Source organism: Suttonella sp. (assembly GCF_056855035.1).
Genome location: NZ_JBXGGR010000014.1, coordinates 1 through 16,226, shown reverse-complemented (window position 1 = coordinate 16,226; position 16,226 = coordinate 1). Strand labels below are relative to the sequence as shown.

Annotated in this window: 14 protein-coding genes and 3 pseudogenes; 9 read left to right on the top strand and 8 right to left on the bottom strand. The window is 49.9% G+C overall.

Going from position 1 to position 16,226, the window contains the following annotated elements; translation table 11 throughout:
• The 3 genes and pseudogenes from ACJHVI_RS01410 to ACJHVI_RS01400 all read right to left on the bottom strand — a co-directional run.
• A pseudogene (locus ACJHVI_RS01410) lies at positions 1 to 192 on the bottom strand (IS1595 family transposase); the annotation flags it as partial.
• A 65-nt stretch (positions 193 to 257) separates the two neighbouring features.
• Positions 258 to 2,264 (bottom strand): excinuclease ABC subunit UvrB, encoded by a 2,007-nt coding sequence (gene uvrB / locus ACJHVI_RS01405; protein WP_483182795.1) that lies wholly within the window; start codon positions 2,262 to 2,264, stop codon positions 258 to 260.
• Positions 2,257 to 3,213, bottom strand: coding sequence for a YheT family hydrolase (locus tag ACJHVI_RS01400; protein WP_483182794.1), 957 nt, complete (start codon positions 3,211 to 3,213; stop codon positions 2,257 to 2,259). The genes uvrB and ACJHVI_RS01400 overlap by 8 nt, the downstream gene beginning before the upstream one ends.
• Positions 3,214 to 3,356: 143 nt before the next feature.
• Between ACJHVI_RS01400 and ACJHVI_RS01395 the strand changes: the two genes are divergently transcribed.
• From ACJHVI_RS01395 to ACJHVI_RS01385, 3 genes and pseudogenes are all read left to right on the top strand, one after another.
• Positions 3,357 to 4,010, top strand: coding sequence for a fumarylacetoacetate hydrolase family protein (locus tag ACJHVI_RS01395; protein ID WP_483182793.1), 654 nt, complete (start codon positions 3,357 to 3,359; stop codon positions 4,008 to 4,010).
• Positions 4,007 to 4,261 (top strand): annotated as a pseudogene (locus ACJHVI_RS01390) (zinc ribbon domain-containing protein YjdM). Before ACJHVI_RS01395 ends, ACJHVI_RS01390 begins: the two are co-directional and overlap by 4 nt.
• Before the next feature lie 103 nt (positions 4,262 to 4,364).
• Positions 4,365 to 4,448 (top strand): PhnA domain-containing protein, encoded by an 84-nt coding sequence (locus ACJHVI_RS01385; protein ID WP_483182796.1) that lies wholly within the window; start codon positions 4,365 to 4,367, stop codon positions 4,446 to 4,448.
• A gap of 108 nt (positions 4,449 to 4,556) precedes the next feature.
• Here the strand turns inward: ACJHVI_RS01385 and lhgO are convergent, their stop codons facing one another.
• From lhgO to ACJHVI_RS01370, 3 genes are all read right to left on the bottom strand, one after another.
• Positions 4,557 to 5,762, bottom strand: coding sequence for an L-2-hydroxyglutarate oxidase (gene lhgO / locus ACJHVI_RS01380; protein WP_483182792.1), 1,206 nt, complete (start codon positions 5,760 to 5,762; stop codon positions 4,557 to 4,559).
• Positions 5,763 to 5,778: 16 nt separating this feature from the next.
• Complete coding sequence (locus tag ACJHVI_RS01375) at positions 5,779 to 7,902, bottom strand: TRAP transporter permease (protein WP_483182791.1); 2,124 nt, start codon at positions 7,900 to 7,902, stop codon at positions 5,779 to 5,781.
• A 138-nt stretch (positions 7,903 to 8,040) separates the two neighbouring features.
• Positions 8,041 to 9,039: a TAXI family TRAP transporter solute-binding subunit gene (locus tag ACJHVI_RS01370; RefSeq protein WP_483182790.1), complete on the bottom strand. Its 999-nt coding sequence runs from the start codon at positions 9,037 to 9,039 to the stop codon at positions 8,041 to 8,043.
• Positions 9,040 to 9,387: 348 nt separating this feature from the next.
• Between ACJHVI_RS01370 and yiaK the strand changes: the two genes are divergently transcribed.
• From yiaK to ACJHVI_RS01340, 6 genes are all read left to right on the top strand, one after another.
• A complete protein-coding gene (gene yiaK, locus ACJHVI_RS01365; protein WP_483182789.1) occupies positions 9,388 to 10,389 on the top strand; it encodes a 3-dehydro-L-gulonate 2-dehydrogenase in 1,002 nt (333 codons plus the stop codon).
• 9 nt (positions 10,390 to 10,398) lie between these two features.
• Positions 10,399 to 10,866, top strand: coding sequence for a NanQ anomerase/TabA/YiaL family protein (locus ACJHVI_RS01360; RefSeq protein WP_483182788.1), 468 nt, complete (start codon positions 10,399 to 10,401; stop codon positions 10,864 to 10,866).
• A gap of 9 nt (positions 10,867 to 10,875) precedes the next feature.
• Complete coding sequence (locus tag ACJHVI_RS01355; RefSeq protein WP_483182787.1) at positions 10,876 to 11,358, top strand: TRAP transporter small permease; 483 nt, start codon at positions 10,876 to 10,878, stop codon at positions 11,356 to 11,358.
• Positions 11,355 to 12,635 (top strand): TRAP transporter large permease subunit, encoded by a 1,281-nt coding sequence (locus ACJHVI_RS01350; RefSeq protein ID WP_483182786.1) that lies wholly within the window; start codon positions 11,355 to 11,357, stop codon positions 12,633 to 12,635. Before ACJHVI_RS01355 ends, ACJHVI_RS01350 begins: the two co-directional genes overlap by 4 nt.
• 23 nt (positions 12,636 to 12,658) lie before the next feature.
• Positions 12,659 to 13,636 (top strand): TRAP transporter substrate-binding protein, encoded by a 978-nt coding sequence (locus tag ACJHVI_RS01345; protein WP_483182785.1) that lies wholly within the window; start codon positions 12,659 to 12,661, stop codon positions 13,634 to 13,636.
• Positions 13,637 to 13,698: 62 nt separating this feature from the next.
• Positions 13,699 to 15,177, top strand: a complete 1,479-nt coding sequence (locus ACJHVI_RS01340) for an FGGY-family carbohydrate kinase (protein WP_483182784.1) — start codon at positions 13,699 to 13,701, stop codon at positions 15,175 to 15,177.
• Positions 15,178 to 15,398: 221 nt separating this feature from the next.
• On the opposite strand, the pseudogene ACJHVI_RS01335 reads toward ACJHVI_RS01340, so the two are convergent.
• Positions 15,399 to 15,653 (bottom strand): annotated as a pseudogene (locus ACJHVI_RS01335) (DUF4241 domain-containing protein); the annotation flags it as partial.
• A 94-nt stretch (positions 15,654 to 15,747) separates the two neighbouring features.
• Complete coding sequence (locus ACJHVI_RS01330) at positions 15,748 to 16,095, bottom strand: DUF4241 domain-containing protein (RefSeq protein WP_483182783.1); 348 nt, start codon at positions 16,093 to 16,095, stop codon at positions 15,748 to 15,750.
• Positions 16,096 to 16,226: the final 131 nt, after the last annotated feature.

Below are 16,226 nucleotides of genomic sequence, written 5' to 3'. Positions count from 1 at the left end.
GCTTCCATAGAGTTGTTCCTTAAGTTCACTCTGATGGCGATAGATTTCCTGACGAAAGATGTTGTACCAATGATTGATGGTATTGCGATTAAAACCGGTCAGCAAAGCGGTTTTTGAGGCTTCAATATCGGCACAAAAGTGGCGAATAATTTTTCTGAGATGATATCTGCTTAATTTACTGTTGTATCTCATTTTTCTAGTCTAACAGAGTGATTCTGCTAGTCTAGAGCCTTCTGTAAAGCTCGGATGTCGTATATTTAAGCTTGGTCGATATAAATCATTTTTTCCAAGGCTTTGATTTGGTCGCGCAGGGCGGCGGCTTTTTCAAATTCCAAATCTCGAGCATGCGCCAGCATGTCTTTTTCCAGTTTTTTCATCAGTTTTTCCGCTTCCGCCGCGCTTATTTGCTCAGGCGCTTTGCCGCTTTTCTCTTGGTGGGCTTTTTTCGCTTTGACGGCGATATTCGCGCCTTCCATCACATCCGCGACTTTTTTGCGGATGGTCTGCGGTGTGATGCCGTGGGCATTATTGTGCGCGATTTGTTTTTCGCGGCGGCGGGCGGTTTCATCCATGGCTTTTTGCATGGATTGGGTGATGCGGTCGGCATAGAGAATCGCCATGCCGTTGGCGTTACGCGCAGCGCGTCCGATAGTTTGGATAAGGGCGCGTTCGCCGCGTAAAAAGCCTTCTTTGTCGGCATCAAAGATGGCGACTAAGGAGACTTCTGGCATATCCAAGCCTTCGCGCAGCAGGTTGATGCCGACTAATACGTCAAATTCGCCTAAGCGCAGGTCGCGGATGATTTCCATACGCTCGACGGTATTAACATCACTGTGGATATAGCGCACGCGCACGCCGTGTTCCATGAGGAAGTCGGTTAAATCTTCGCTCATTTTTTTGGTCAGGGTGGTGATGAGTACGCGTTCGTCAATGGCGGCGCGTTTGCGGATTTCGCTTAATACGTCATCGACTTGTATGGCGACAGGGCGGACTTCGACGACGGGGTCGAGCAATCCGGTGGGGCGCACGACTTGTTCGATGATGTCGCCGCTTTCTGCCAGTTCGTAAGCGCCGGGGGTGGCGGAGATGTAGATGGTCTGCGGGGCGATGGCTTCGAATTCTTCAAAGCGTAGCGGGCGGTTGTCTAGGGCGGAGGGCAGACGGAAACCGTATTCGACAAGGGTTTCTTTGCGCGAGCGGTCGCCGCGGTACATGCCGTTGAGCTGGGGAATGGTAACGTGGCTTTCGTCGATAATCAGCAGGGCATCGGGCGGCAGGTAGTCGTGCAGGGTCGGCGGCGGTTCGCCGGCGGCGCGTCCCGAGAGGTAGCGCGAGTAGTTTTCCACGCCCGAGCAGTAGCCTAATTCCTGCATCATTTCAATGTCGAAGCGGGTGCGTTGTTCCAGACGTTGCATTTCCACGAGTTTGTTTTGCGCCTGCAATTGGGCAAGGCGTTCGCGCAGCTCGATTTTAATGCTTTCAATCGCTTCTAAGATGGTATGGCGCGGGGTGGCGTAGTGGGTTTTGGGGTAGATGGTGATGCGCGGGATTTGGTCGAGCATTTCGCCTGTCAGCGGGTCGAAGTAGCGGATGCTGTCGATTTCGTCGTCAAAGAGTTCTACGCGCACCGCATACCAATCGCTTTCCGCCGGCATGATATCGATGATGTCGCCGCGTACGCGAAAAGTGCCGCGCAGCAGTTGCGTGTCGTTGCGGGTGTATTGCAGTTCGGCGAGGCGCGAGAGCATTTCGCGGCTGTCGATGCGGGTGCCGCGGTTTAAGTGCAGCACCATCTGCATGTAGAGGCGCGGATCGCCCAAACCGTAAATAGAGGAAACGGAGGCGACGATGATGGTGTCGCGGCGTTCTAAGATGGCTTTGGTGGCGGAAAGGCGCATTTGCTCAATGTGTTCATTGATGGAGGCGTCTTTTTCAATAAAAGTGTCTGAGGCCGGCACATAGGCTTCAGGCTGGTAGTAGTCGTAATAAGAGACGAAGTATTCCACCGCATTATGCGGAAAAAATTCGCGCATTTCGCCGTAGAGCTGGGCGGCAAGGGTTTTGTTGGGCGCAAGAATCAGGGCAGGGCGGTTGGCTTTGGCGATGACATTTGCCATGGTAAAGGTTTTGCCCGAGCCGGTAACGCCGAGCAGGGTTTGCTTGGCAAGTCCGTTTTCCAGTCCGGCTAAAATGCCGGCGATTGCAGCAGGTTGGTCGCCGGCGGGGGCGTAATCGGCGACCAGTTGAAAGTGATCATCATGCATGGCTAATCTCGTCAAAAAATCGGAATACGGTTTCGGGCATCCAGCGCAGATGTCCGCGTCCTGTGCCTGAGACAAAGCCAACATGTCCGCCGCTGCGCGGTTGCAATAAATAGACTTGCGGCGAAACCTCCGCTTCTTGCGGCATCGCTTCAGGCGGTAAAAAGGGGTCGTTATGCGCGTTAATCAGCAGAGTGGGCAGGCTGATGTTGCACAGATAGGGTTTGGCGGCGGCGCGGCGATAATAATCGGCGGCATCAATAAAGCCGTTGAGCGGTGCGGTGTAGGCATTGTCGAAATCGGCTAAAGAGCGGAGTTTGACTGCTTTGGCATCGGCAGGCACTTTTTTGCGCAAGCTGCTGAGAAAATAAGGCGTATAAAGCAGACGCGGCAAGCCTTGGCTAATCGCTAGGCTGGAAGCGGTCAAATCCACCGGCGCGGAGACCACCGCCGCCGCCTGCAAACCGCAAGAAATATTTGCACGACCGCATTCGCCCAAATATTTCGCCAAAGCATTGCCGCCTAAAGAAACCCCGACTGCGTAAATGCGCGGATAGCGTGCCTGCATCAGCTTAAGGGCATGGGCAATCGCCGCCGTATCGCCGCTGTGATAATACTTCTGCGCCGCCACGCCGCCGCAGCTGGAAAAATGCGCCACCACCGCATGCCAGCCGCGCGCTTGCGCGGCAAGCATCAAAGCTACCGCATAATGACTGCGGCTGCTGCCCTCCAGTCCGTGAAAATGCAGCAGCAAAGGCGCATCGGGATGGGGACTGTCTAAAAAATCAAAAGCCAGCATGCCGCTGTTTTCATGATTAGGCAGCAACTCGCGGCGATAAGGCGGCGCAGGAGATTGCAGACTTTTGGCGTACAGAGTTTCGATATTGCCGCCGCGCAGCCATTTCGGGGTCTGCAAAGGCGGTAATCGGGCGATGAGAGCGTGTTTGGGCATAGCAGTTCGGATAAACAAAGCGTGCATTATAGCCTTATTTGCGGCAGCAAACTTGCAGCATTGCCAAGCTTAATGTGAGGATTTATTCGTCTTATATCGAATGAAGACACTATAATAAGCCGGATTTTCAATAAGAACGAAAAATGAACGACATCTATTTTCAAGACGGCAGTTCGCGCCCGGTCGGTACGATTTTCTGCATCGCCCGCAATTATGTGGCGCATATTGAGGAGCTGAATAACAGCAAGCCCGATATGCCCGTGATTTTCTGCAAACCGATTACCGCGCTGAATACGGCGGCGGATATCCGTTTGCCGACCTATTCGCAGGATGTGCATTATGAAACGGAATTGGTTTTGCAAATCGGCAAGGGCGGATGCGATATTGCAGAGGCGGAGGCTTTGTCGCATATCGGCGGTATTGCCATTGGCTTGGATTTGACTGCTCGCGATGTGCAAGCCAAACTGCAAGCCAAATCATGGCCTTGGGAATTGGCAAAAGGTTTTGAACATGCCGCTTGCGTATCGGAGTTTGTCAGCGCGGATACGATTGCCGACTGGTCTTATTTGAATTTTTCTCTGCATATCAATGATGAATTGCGCCAAGAAGGCGATTCTCGCCTGATGATTTTCCCGATTGCCGAGCAAATTGCCTTTATCAGCCGCCATTTTTCTTTAAGAGAAGGCGATTTGTTATTTACCGGTACGCCTGCCGGCGTGGGTGCGTTGGTCAGCGGCGATCGTCTGCATGGCGAATTGGAAGGCGGCTTGATTAGTATGGATTGGAGGGTTTTATGACGGGAATCGCTTGTCCGCAATGTGCGGGCGAATACGGTTATTTTGACGGCGTGAATAATGTGTGTCCGGAATGCGCGCATGAATGGCAGGAGGCCTAGGTATCGGCGCAAACAGCAGAGCAAGCGGTTAAAGATGCTTTCGGCAATATATTGAATGACGGCGATACGGTTACTTTAATCAAGGCGCTGAAATTAAAAGGCAGCAATGAGTCCATCAAACAAGGTACCAAAGTGAAAAATATCCGCTTATAGTCGAAGAACTGAAAAAGTGACACAAAATATCAAGCTGCGAGCGTTATAGAGAGTACAGCAAAATGAATCAAAACTGTAACTCTTTTTGAAATCTTTGACTATAGTGCCTGAGGGCGATCACAATATCGATTGCAAAATCGACGGCGTGGCAATGATGCTGAAATCGGAGTTTGTGAAAAAAGCTTAGCTGTTGTATTGATGAATAAAATAGCCATATGGCAATGACTTATTAGTACAAGTTATTGTTATAAAATGAAAAGCGGTGAAGTCAAAATCACCGCTTTTTTGATTGAATTTATAAACTGTTTAAGACATTTTCAATATGTTTGATAATTTCGCGCCCAATCGGAATAGCGGAGGTGGCGGCAGGCGAGGGTGCATTGCAGACGTGCAGGCTGCGCTCGCTTTGCAGCCAATGAAAATCTTCTACTAGTTTGCCGTCGGCGCTGACGGCTTGGGCGCGGATGCCGGCAGGATAGGGGCGTAAATCTTCGAGCCGTATTGATGGGCAGTAACGCTGAACTTCGCCGAGATAACCGCGTTTGAACCAAGCGTTGCGTTGTTCTTTCAGTCCGTGGCGCAGGTTTTTTTTCAGTACTTTGCGGATGCCGGCATAGGAAAACATATGCCAGAGATCGCGCGGACTGATGTCGCGTTTGCGATAGCCTTCGCGCGCCATTGCCAATACGGCGGAGGGCCCGACGGTAACGGAGCCGTCAATCATGCGGGTCAAATGTACGCCGAGAAAGGGGACGCCGGGTTCCGGCACGGGATAGATGAGGTGTTTGACGATGGCATTGTGGCTTGGCGGCAGTTGGTAGTATTCGCCACGAAATGGGCAGATGCGGAAATCCGGCTGAAGTCCTGCCATGTCGGCAATACGGTCGGCATGCAATCCTGCACAGGCAATGAGGTAGCGGGCGCGGATTTCTTTGTCGCCTGCAATGACGAGAATTTCATTAGCGCTTTCACGGATGCTTTGCACTTCGCAGTCAAAGTGTAGGCTGACGCCGTCTTTTTCGAGTAATGCCGCCATTTTTTCGGCGATTTGTCGGTAGGAAGCAATACCGCTAGAGGGCACAAAAAATGCTGCCAAGCCGCGAATATTGGGTTCGCGTTCGGCAAGTTCGGCGCCGCTCCACCAGTGGCGTTCCAGTCCGTTTTCTGCCGCACGTTGGTAAAGCGCTTGCAGACGCGGCATCTCTTCTTCCTGCGTGGCGACGATGAGTTTGCCGCAGATATCGTAGGCGATGCTGTGTTCATCGCAAAAGGTTTTAGTGGCGGCATTGCCGGCACGGCAGAGTTCTGCCTTGCGGCTTCCGGGTGGATAATAGACGCCGGCATGGATGACGCCGCTGTTGTGTCCGGTTTGATGAACGGCAGGGCGGGATTCTTTTTCCACTAAAGTAAGAGAGAGATGCGGAAAGCGACGGCGCACTTCCATTGCGGTGGAGAGTCCGACTATGCCTGCGCCGATGATGAGAATGTCTGTGTGAATCATGTGTTCTTTCTTTGGTTTACCAATTGTCATCCGCCGTTTGTGTCGTGGCGGGTTTCAGTAGTTTGAATTGGGCGGCAAAGATGACAGCAAAGATGGCAAGTCCCAGCAGACGATAGAGGTCTTCCGGCCAAAGCAGGGCAATGCCGCAGAAGCCGCAGAGTATCCGCCATATCCACGGCAAGGGGCGTTCCATGCCGCCTTGCATGGCGGCGGCAAGAGCATAGATACCCACGCAGGCAAAGGCGAAAATTTTCAGGCTTTCGCTAAAATCGCCCGCTAAAAATGGGGTATAGGCAAAGAGAATCGGCATGATGTACAAGCCTTTCGCCAGTTTCCAGCTGGTAAATCCGGTTGCCATGGGCGGCGTTTTGGCGATGGTGGCGGCGGTAAAGGCAGCCAAACAGACAGGCGGGGTAACGTTAGAATCTTGCGAGAGCCAGAAAATAATCATATGCGCGGATAGAAGCGCGACTTCATAAAATTCTTTGTTTACCGCTTGTTCGCGCAGAGAATAGCGCAGGGCATCGGGCAGTTTGGCATAGAGTTCGCGCGCGGCTTCAGGCGGCATGGGGGCATTGAGTGCTTCCACGATGCTAGGGTCGGCAAGCATGAGCAGGGGTTTGACGGCTTCAGGCAGGTTGCCGGCAGCGATCAAGTGCAGTATTTCACTGTCCACCATCATTGCAGTCAGCGCTGGTGCGGAGAGCGTTGCCAAGACGATATAGGCGGCGGTAACCGGCAGTCCCATGCCCAGCACTAATGAAGCGATGGCAATCAGGACAATCGCTATCAACAGGTTGCCGTTCGCCCATTGGTTAATCATCAGCGAGAAGGTATTGCCGATGCCGGTTGTGGAGATAGTGTTGATGACGACACCGACCGCAATCAGCAAGACACCCATCATAATCATGCCGCGGCTGCCGCTAATCAGCGCTTCCATGCAGGCGCGTATGCCCATTTTGGTTTTGGTAAACCAACTGGAAACAATGATGGCGACAATGCCGGCAACAGCGGCATAGGTGGGCGTATAGCCTATGCCGAGCAGCACGATGAGCAGCACAATCGGGATGATAAAACTTGCGCCTTGGTCTTTGAGCGCCTGTTTCAGCGGTTTGACTTCCGTATCGGCAACAGCTTGCAGATTATGCTTTTTCGCTTCGATGCGCACAAACACGGCGACGGAAAAGAAATATAAGAGGGCAGGGAGGAAGGAAACTTTTACGATGTGTTCGTAAGGAATCAGGGTGTAGCTTGCCATCACGAAAGCGCCTGCGCCCATAATCGGCGGCATAATTTGTCCGCCTGTGGAAGCAGCGGCTTCAACGCCTGCGGAAAATTTGGCAGGAAAACCTGCGCGTTTCATCAAAGGAATGGTAATTACGCCGGTGGAGGCGGTATTGGCGACCGCAGAGCCTGAAATCGTGCCGGTGAGTCCCGAGGCAATTACTGCCACCCAGCCTGGACCGCCGACAAAACGTCCTGCCACGCCGCGCGCCAAATCCACCACAAAATCGCCGGCGCCGCTTCTTAATAGAAAAGCGCCGAAAATAATAAATAAAAACACATAGGTGCTGGCGATGGAGGCGATAGAGCCGAATAAACCGTCATCGCCGTACAGCGTGCGATAGAGGACAGTATCAAAAGACAAGCCTTTAAAGGAGAATACGCCGCCCATGAGTTTGCCCAGCCATGTCATATAGGAAAGCGACAGCAGCATCAAGATGGGAATAATCAAACCGGTGGTACGGCGGGTAAGTTCGAGAAATCCGCATAATAAGCAGGCGGCGAAAAACCAATCGACGGCGGAAAACAGCGTTTGCTGTGCGTTTTGGCGCGTGGCAGCCGCATCTTCGCCCAGCATAAACCAGATAACCGCGGTTGCCGTCAAAATGCCTAATACCGTATCAAAAACAGAACTTTTGCTCTTACCGTCTTTTTTTAGCAGGGGATGATAATTCACCGCCAGTAGTACGAATACTGCGCCGTGCAGCATATTGCGTTCTAAGCCGGATACCAGCGGATAAAAAGCATTGATGATGCAAAATAAAGCCAACATCAATGCGATGAAATTGAAGAGCATCAGCGCCTTGGGCGGCATATGGTTGCTGTGTTCATCAGTAAATCGAAGAGGGTTATTCATCAAACATTCCTTACCGGTTGAAATAGGGCTTGCCTTACAGGCTTAAGGAAGAAAGCACCATGACTACAACAAAAGACTTCTTAGGGCGGCAATTGCCCTAAGAAATCTTGATAATAAAAATAGCGGCAATCGCTGAGATTATTTGGCAAGCAAACGCTCAGGAATATCAATGCCTTGCTCTTGATAATAGCGTGCAGCGCCGGGGTGCAAAGGCATCGGCAAGCCTTCAATCGCTTTTTCTAATGCCATCACTTTGGTAGCGGAATGAATGCCTTGCAAGAAACCGAGATTTTCATATACCGCCTTCGTGAGATGGTAAACATCTTCTTCGGAAACATCGGCGGTTGTGGCGAGGAAATTCGGCTGGGCAATCGTTTGAATATCGCGTTCTACGGAAACATAAGTATTTTGCGGAATCACATAGCGCGTCCACAAATTACGTCCGGCATCCATTTTCGCAAGCTCTTCATCCGTAACGTCTAAAATGGCAATCTGTTTGCCCACCGATGCAAATAATTTTGTCACGGAACCTGCAGGCGCGCCGGCGGGAATAGAAGTACCTGCCGCTTGACGGTTTTGCAAAGCCTCCGCACTCGGATCATAGCCGCCGTAAATTAAGTTGTAATCTTTGAAAATATCGATGCCCAAGCCCTCAAGCATAGCGGCATTCGAACCGATAGTGCCGGAGTTTTTCGCACCTAATGCCATGCGCTGCCCTTTAAGCGTGGCATAATCGCTGACCGTTCCTTTATCCACATGCTTGGCATCAATCAGAAAATGCTCTACGTTCTGCCACAGCATGGAAACGGAGCGCAATTTTTCCTGCTTGCCCGCTGTTTCCATCGGACCTGTTCCCGTCCAAGCATAATAGCCGTACAGACCTTGCAACAAAGCAAACTGCGCCTCGCCTTTAGCCAACATGCTGATATTTTCATCCGAGCCGCTAGAGCTGATGGCTGATAAACTAAAGCCATGTTCGGATTGAACTTTTACTTTGGTAAGCGTGGAGATAGCAACGCCGACGGGGTAATAAGTACCGCCTGTCGTAGCGGTGGCGAGAATATATTCGCGTTCTTGGGCTTGTGCATGTCCGAAAACAGCGGCAGCACTTAAGGCAAGAAAGAGTTTTTTCAACATGTTAGTCTCCTTTGGTTTAATAGTTAAAGGCGATTATAAGTCATGTTATTTATTTGTGACAAATTCTGGCGGCTAAACTGAGTGGGAAATGATTTATTGTTTCGTTTATGTATCTGTTTTTAATTTGAATTAAAGAGTGATTGATTGTGTTGTTTCATAGGTAAATTAGACAAATCGATTGGGATTTTTAGTATTTAAGTGGATTTCGCACAGTAAAATTCATATATGCACAGCATTATCACAGAAAAAATTGTTGCTAATCCTCACATTTGTTCGTAAAATTCACAAAAATGTTAAAAGCGATTATTTTTTACAATATTTTTCACAAAACTTTCTTAGGGAGGAAATATGCAACTTTCTTATGCCGAATTAAAACAAGAATTTAAACGTGTGTTGCTCTCGCGTCAGGTCAGCGAGGAAAAAGCGGAGGCTTGCGCGGCGATGTTTGCCGATACGACTTATGCGGGCGTGTATTCGCATGGTGTCAATCGTTTTCCCAAATTTATCGAGCAGATGGATAAGGGAGATATCCGACCGGCGGCAGAGGCGGAAAAAGTGTTGTCATTAGGCGCCATTGAGCAATGGGACGGCAAACTCTCGATCGGCAATTTAACTGCCAAGAAAATGATAGATCGCGCCATGGCTTTGGCGGATACGCACGGTATCGGCGTAGTGGCTTTGCGTAATGCCAATCACTGGATGCGCGGCGGCAGTTATGGCGTACAGGCGGCGGAAAAAGGTTATATCGGCATTTGTTGGACCAATTCGATTGCGGCAATGCCGCCTTGGGGAGGCAAAGAGGCGCGTATCGGCACCAATCCGATAATTATTGCCGTGCCAAGTGATCCGATTACTTATGTGGATATGTCGTGCTCGATGTTTTCTTATGGAAAATTAGAAGTCACGCGTTTGGCGGGCAAACAAACGCCGATTGACGCGGGCTTTGACGACGAAGGGAATTTATGCCGCGATCCGGGCGTGATTGAGAAAAACCGCCGTTTGTTGCCGACGGGTTATTGGAAAGGTTCCGGCTTGTCGATTGTATTGGATATGCTCGGTATGCTGCTTTCCGGCGGCGGATTAACCGTGCCGGAGATTACCGAAGATCAAGGCGGCGAATTCGGCGTTACGGAAATTTTCATTGCAATTGATGTGAATAAATTGATTGACGGTAAAACGAAAGAAGAGAAATTACAGCGGATTATGGATTATGTGACTTCTTGTCCTGCGGCAGAGGAGGGAACAGCCGTACGTCTGCCCGGGCATAATGCCGCCAAAATCAGAGCCGAGCACGATAAAAACGGTATTCCCGTTGCGGACAGCGTTTGGGAAAAAATTCGTTCTTTATAAGGAAATGCCATGTTTTTTGATACCTTAGCCAGCGCGCAATTATCTCTTTATCCTGCCAAAATCGCTCAGGCGATCGAATGGCTGCGCGCGCAAGACTTGTCGGCTTTGCCGGCAGGTCGGCAAGAGATTGAAGACGAGATAATGTTCGCTCAGGTGATTGATCATGAGACGAAATTATCATCGGAAATTTTAGCGGAGCGACATCGTCTTTATCTCGACGTGCAATGCGTTTACCGCGGCGCGGAGCAGATGGCGGTTTCGATTGAGACGGGACAAAATGTTTTGCATACGCCTTATGATGAAAACCGCGATATTTTGTTCTACGAAATTCCCGCCCAAGAAAGCCTGCTTATCGTCAATGCGGGACAGTTTGCGGTCTTTTTCCCGACCGACGTCCATCGTCTGGGGATTGCGCTTGACGAGACGCCTGCGGCGGTGCGCAAAATCGTGGTAAAAATTCGCGTCGATAGCCTCTAGGGGGGACTTATGCGGCAAATTCTCGATAAAATTAATCAAGTGCTGGCTTTGCTCGTGGTGGCGAATCTGGCGCTGATGACTTTTTTAATGGTGCTGAATGTGGTGCTGCGCTACGGTTTTAATTCCGGTATTACGCTGACCGAAGAGCTGTCGCGCGTGCTCTTTGTTTGGATGACTTTTATCGGTGCTATTTTGGTCTTGGATAAAGACGAGCATGTGTCGATGAGCGTTTTATTACATAAAGCTCCGCCTTTTTGGCAAAACCTTTGGCTGATTGCCTTGGATATACTGATGCTAGGTCTAAGCAGCTTATTGCTTTTGGGTTGCGCGCGCTTAAGTTTGCAAAACATGAGCAATCATATGCCGATTACCGGTATTCCGACAGGCGTGAATTATCTTGCCGCTTGTATAATGGCTTTGCTGTTTGTCGTGATATTGATTAGCCGCATTGTGGCGCGTGCCCTAATTGTTAAAAGAGGAGAGATTGCATGATTATCGCCGTTTTCCTCATTACGCTCTTGGGCGCGATTATTGCCGGTGTGCCGATTGCTTTTTCGCTGTTGCTTTGCGGCTTGGCGATGATGATTTATCTTGACGAATTCAGCGTGCAGATTATTGCCGAAAGCATTGTCGGCGGTGCGGACAGTTTTTCGCTGATGGCAATTCCCTTCTTTATTCTGGCGGGGGAAATCATGAATGCCGGCGGATTATCGCGCCGCATTATTGAATTGCCGATGAAATTGGTCGGACATAAACGCGGCGGCTTGGGCTATGTGGCGATTATGGCGGCGATGATTATGGCGAGTTTGTCCGGTTCGGCGGTGGCGGATACCGCAGCGGTCGCCGCCATGCTGATTCCCATGATGAAAGCGGCAGGCTATCCAGAGAACCGTTCCGCCGGCTTGATCGGCGCGGCTGGCATTATCGCGCCGATTATTCCGCCTTCGATTCCCTTCATTATTTTCGGCGTAACTAGCGGCGTTTCGATTACCAAACTTTTCATGGCGGGCATCTTTCCCGGCATTTTAATGGGCTGCGCTTTGGCATTGATGTGGTATTTCCAAGCGCGTCATATGCAATTGGACGTGCAGGAAAAAGCCTCATGGGCAGAAGTGCGGCAGGCATTGAAAAAAGGTTTTTGGGCTTTGCTGCTGCCGGTGATTATCATCGGCGGTTTCCGTATGAAGATTTTCACACCGACCGAAGCGGGTGCGGTGGCGGTCGTTTATGCCTTGTTCGTCGCCATGCTCATTTACGGCGAATTAAAAATGCGCGATTTATACGGCGTATTTTTAGCCTCGGCGAAAACGACTGCCGTCGTGATGTTTTTGGTAGCGGCGGCCAGTGTGCCTTCATGGTTTATCACCATTGCGGAATTGCCGCAAATGCTGACGGAATTATTGGAGCCGATGTTGGATTCGCCGACTTTATTGTTGGCGATGATTATGGTCTTCGTCTTTATCATCGGCATGGTGATGGATTTGACGCCGACGGTCTTAATTCTTACCCCGGTGTTGATGCCTTTGGTCAAAGAAGCCGGCATTGATCCCGTGTATTTCGGCGTCTTGTTTATCTTAAACACTTCTATCGGTTTGATTACGCCGCCGGTCGGTAATGTACTCAACGTCATCACGGGCGTAACTAAAATGCCGTTCGACAAAGCGGCGAAGGGCATGCTGCCGTATGTCGCCTTATTAATCGGGCTGCTGATTTTATTTATTATTTTCCCGCAACTCATTATTGCGCCGTATAAATTCTTTAGCGGCTAGTTTTTACTCACGAGGAGAACAATATGAAACCTACCTTACTTGCAGCAGTCATCGCCGCCGCGGCATTGGCATTTGCGCCGGCACAGGCGGCAAGCAAATTGAAATTCGGCTATGAAGCGCCGCGCAGCGATACGCAGCATATTGCCGCCAAACGCTTTCAAGAATTGCTGAAAGAAAAAACCGGCGGCGAATTGGATTTGTCGCTGTTCCCGGACAGCGCTCTAGGTAATGCGCAAGCGATGATCAGCAGCGTGCGTTCAGGCACTTTGGATATCGAAATGTCGGGCTCGCCGAATTTCACGGGGTTGGCAGGACGTTTGAACGTAATTGATATTCCCTTTATTTTTCGTGATAAAGAACATGCCTTCAAAGTATTGGACGGCGAAATCGGCGACGGTTTAATGAAAGATTTGGAAGGTCAAGGCTTAAAACCTTTGGCTTGGTGGGATGTGGGCTTCCGTGCCATTTCCAATTCCAAGCAGCCGGTCAAAACGCCGGCGGATGTGAAAGGGCTTAAAATCCGTACCAATCAAAACCCGATGTATATCAAAGCATTTGAAATCTTAGGCGCCAATCCGGTGCCGATGCCTTTGGCAGAGCTCTACACCGCTTTGGAAACCAAAACCGTTGACGCGCAAGAGCATCCGGTGGGCATTTTGTATTCCGTAAAATTATACGAAGTACAAAAACACCTGTCTTTAACCAATCATGGTTACACGCCTTTGTTGGTTGTGATGAACAAGGCAAAATTCGATGCTTTGCCGGCGGAGCAGCAGGAAGCCTTAATCAGCGCCGCGAAAGAAGCGGGCGCTTATCAACGTCAGCTGAATGCAGATAAAGAAGCGGAAATGCTAGCGCAAATGGAAAAAGAAGGCCTGCAAATCATTCGTGATGTGGATACCACGCCGTTCCGCGAAGCGATTGGCGGCGAAGTGCGGAAAATGTTTATCGACCAGCACGGTGATGAATTACCCAAAGCGATTGATGCTTTAGCAGAATAAGCGCATAAGGCTTTTTAGAAAAAAGGGGACTTGTTCCCCTTTTCTTAATAGGAGAGGAAAGAATGGATTATTGGCTTGGAATTGATTGCGGCGGTACTTTTATCAAAGCCGCCGCGGTAAAGGCGAGCGGCGAAACTGTCTGTCTGGCAAGACGCAATCTTGCCGTAATCAGCGAACAGCCGGGATATGCCGAGCGTGACGGTGAGCAATTATGGCAGGTATTGGCGGAAGTGATTCGCGAAATATGTGCGCAGATTTCTGCCGACTCCATTCGCGGGATTGGTATTTCCGCGCAAGGCAAAGGATTGTTTACCTTGGATAAAAAGGGTAATACGCTTGGACAAGGCATTTTATCCTCGGATCAACGCGCCCTGCCGATCGTCAAAGCCTATCAAGCCCAAGAAATTCCCGCCAAACTCTATCCGCATACGCGACAAACCCTATGGACAGGGCATCCGGTATCGATTCTGCGCGCCTTGAAAGAACAGCAGCCCGAGCGTTATCAAGCAATCGGCGCCGTGATGATGTCGCATGATTATCTGCGCTACCGCTTAAGCGGCAGTATTGCCTGCGAAGAAACCAATATCTCGGAATCCAATTTATATAATTTCAACACAGGGAATTATGATAAAAACCTCACTGAATTGCTGGGCATCGGCGAAATTATCGAACATTTGCCGACAATCGTTGCCGCCACTGAAATCGCAGGCAGGGTAAGCGAAGAAGCCGCCGCTTTGACGGGGCTAACAGTCGGAACGCCGATTGTCGGCGGATTGTTTGACGTCGTATCCACCGCCATGTGCGCCGGTTTGGCGGGCGAGCATATGCTTAACGTCGTATTAGGCACTTGGTCGGTAGTCACCGGCATCACTAGGGAAATTGACGACAGCCAAAGCCTACCCTTTGTGTACGGCAAATCGGCACAAGCAGGGGAATATATCGTGCATGAAGCCAGTCCGACCTCAGCCGCTAATTTGGAATGGATTAATGATTTGCTGGGCAATCAGGACTATCAGGCTGTCAATCGGATGATTGCCGATTTGCCGCCAGCGGCAAGCAGCGTATTTTTCCTACCTTTTCTCTATGGATCGAATGCAGGCTTAGGTATGCAAGCCGGCTTATACGGTTTGCAATCATTCCATCAAAAAGCGCATATCTATCAGGCGGTTTTCGAGGGCGTGTTGTTCAGCTTGATGAGGCATATTCAGCGCATGAGTATACGTTTTCCGCAGGTAGAAATCTTGCGCGTAACGGGAGGGCCGGCGAAATCCGCGGTATGGATGCAAATGTTGGCGAATATCAGCGGAAAAATCGTGGAAATTCCGCAAATTGAAGAAACCGGCTGTTTAGGTGCCGCAATTGCGGCTATGGTCGGCACAGGACTTTATCCCGATGTTAACAGCGCCGCCGCCGCTTTGAAGAATGAAATTGTGCGTTACATTCCCAATCCTGAGCATCAAGCCGCTTATGCGGAAAAATATCGCCGCTATCAATTATTAACGGAACAATTGCAAGCTTTCAATCAATTGCTGAGTGCTTAAAATAATAGAGACTTATCGTCAATCGATTATGGTCGGAGAAGTAGAAAAATAGTATCAGTCGGCTAGCCGCAGACAGAAAGGCTGTACGGCAAGCTAAGTCCTTAATACTTTTGCAATTATTCGGCTATAATCGTGATACAAATGCTGTTAATCAAAAACCCGATCGGAGACGGTCGGGTTTTTGATTGCCGTTCAACCTAGCAAAGCTGCCGTGCTAAGCGCTATTCTTCGTCATCATCTTCAAAAGCCATCTCAATATCAAAGAATTGCACGACTAATTGACAGATATTGCCCTGCGCGTCAAAGCCGAAATAGACGGGGTAATCTCCGTCGCCGTAGCCGCTTTGGAACATCGGTATGTGCCAAGCGGTATTAGGGACTTGATAATTCAGCCAATCGCCTTCTTCGCGTTGGTATTCGGGGAATTGTTTGGCGCTTGCGGCAAAGAGGTCGGCGAAATAATCTTCGTAGATATTGCCGTCGGGATGCGCGGCATATAGTCAAAGAATTCAAAAAGAGTTACAGTTTAAACACATCTCGCCGTACTCTCTGCGCTACCTGTTAGCAGCATTACTGTACTACTTTTTCATTTCTTTGACTATACCATTCTTTTTCAAAGGCAAGATAGGCTTGATGCGCTTCGGCATCGGCAATGCAGGCCAAACCCGTATCGACGTAGAAACCGAAGAAATCGCCGGCTTGTGTATCGCTGAAGTCTTCATCGCTAATCAGGGCATTTTCAAAACGCAGAACTTGCGCATCGCTAAATGCGACGCGGACGGCGGCAATGCGAGCGCAATCTTCGTCTCTGGCTTTGACCACACAAGCAATCGCTTCAAATTCGCCCATCGGCACGCTTTTCCAAAAACTCTGTGCCTCTTCGCCAAAATCGACCAAAGAATCGCGGACTATAGTCAAAGAAATCAAAAAGAGTTACAAATCCACAGGAAGTAAAAGAATAGTTTAACCTGAGTTCGGGATAAGCACCCCACTAAAAAATAAAGAGCAATTGTGATAATCTACTGTTTTGACGAAACAAACCATCACAA

What these genes read in the sequence shown, in the direction of transcription:
- uvrB (WP_483182795.1), bottom strand. Translation starts at nt 2,264, where the DNA reads ATGCATGATGATCACTTTCAACTGGTCGCCGATTACGCCCCCGCCGGC.
- ACJHVI_RS01400 (WP_483182794.1), bottom strand. Translation starts at nt 3,213, where the DNA reads ATGCCCAAACACGCTCTCATCGCCCGATTACCGCCTTTGCAGACCCCG.
- ACJHVI_RS01395 (WP_483182793.1), top strand. Translation starts at nt 3,357, where the DNA reads ATGAACGACATCTATTTTCAAGACGGCAGTTCGCGCCCGGTCGGTACG.
- lhgO (WP_483182792.1), bottom strand. Translation starts at nt 5,762, where the DNA reads ATGATTCACACAGACATTCTCATCATCGGCGCAGGCATAGTCGGACTC.
- ACJHVI_RS01375 (WP_483182791.1), bottom strand. Translation starts at nt 7,902, where the DNA reads ATGAATAACCCTCTTCGATTTACTGATGAACACAGCAACCATATGCCG.
- ACJHVI_RS01370 (WP_483182790.1), bottom strand. Translation starts at nt 9,039, where the DNA reads ATGTTGAAAAAACTCTTTCTTGCCTTAAGTGCTGCCGCTGTTTTCGGA.
- yiaK (WP_483182789.1), top strand. Translation starts at nt 9,388, where the DNA reads ATGCAACTTTCTTATGCCGAATTAAAACAAGAATTTAAACGTGTGTTG.
- ACJHVI_RS01360 (WP_483182788.1), top strand. Translation starts at nt 10,399, where the DNA reads ATGTTTTTTGATACCTTAGCCAGCGCGCAATTATCTCTTTATCCTGCC.
- ACJHVI_RS01355 (WP_483182787.1), top strand. Translation starts at nt 10,876, where the DNA reads ATGCGGCAAATTCTCGATAAAATTAATCAAGTGCTGGCTTTGCTCGTG.
- ACJHVI_RS01350 (WP_483182786.1), top strand. Translation starts at nt 11,355, where the DNA reads ATGATTATCGCCGTTTTCCTCATTACGCTCTTGGGCGCGATTATTGCC.
- ACJHVI_RS01345 (WP_483182785.1), top strand. Translation starts at nt 12,659, where the DNA reads ATGAAACCTACCTTACTTGCAGCAGTCATCGCCGCCGCGGCATTGGCA.
- ACJHVI_RS01340 (WP_483182784.1), top strand. Translation starts at nt 13,699, where the DNA reads ATGGATTATTGGCTTGGAATTGATTGCGGCGGTACTTTTATCAAAGCC.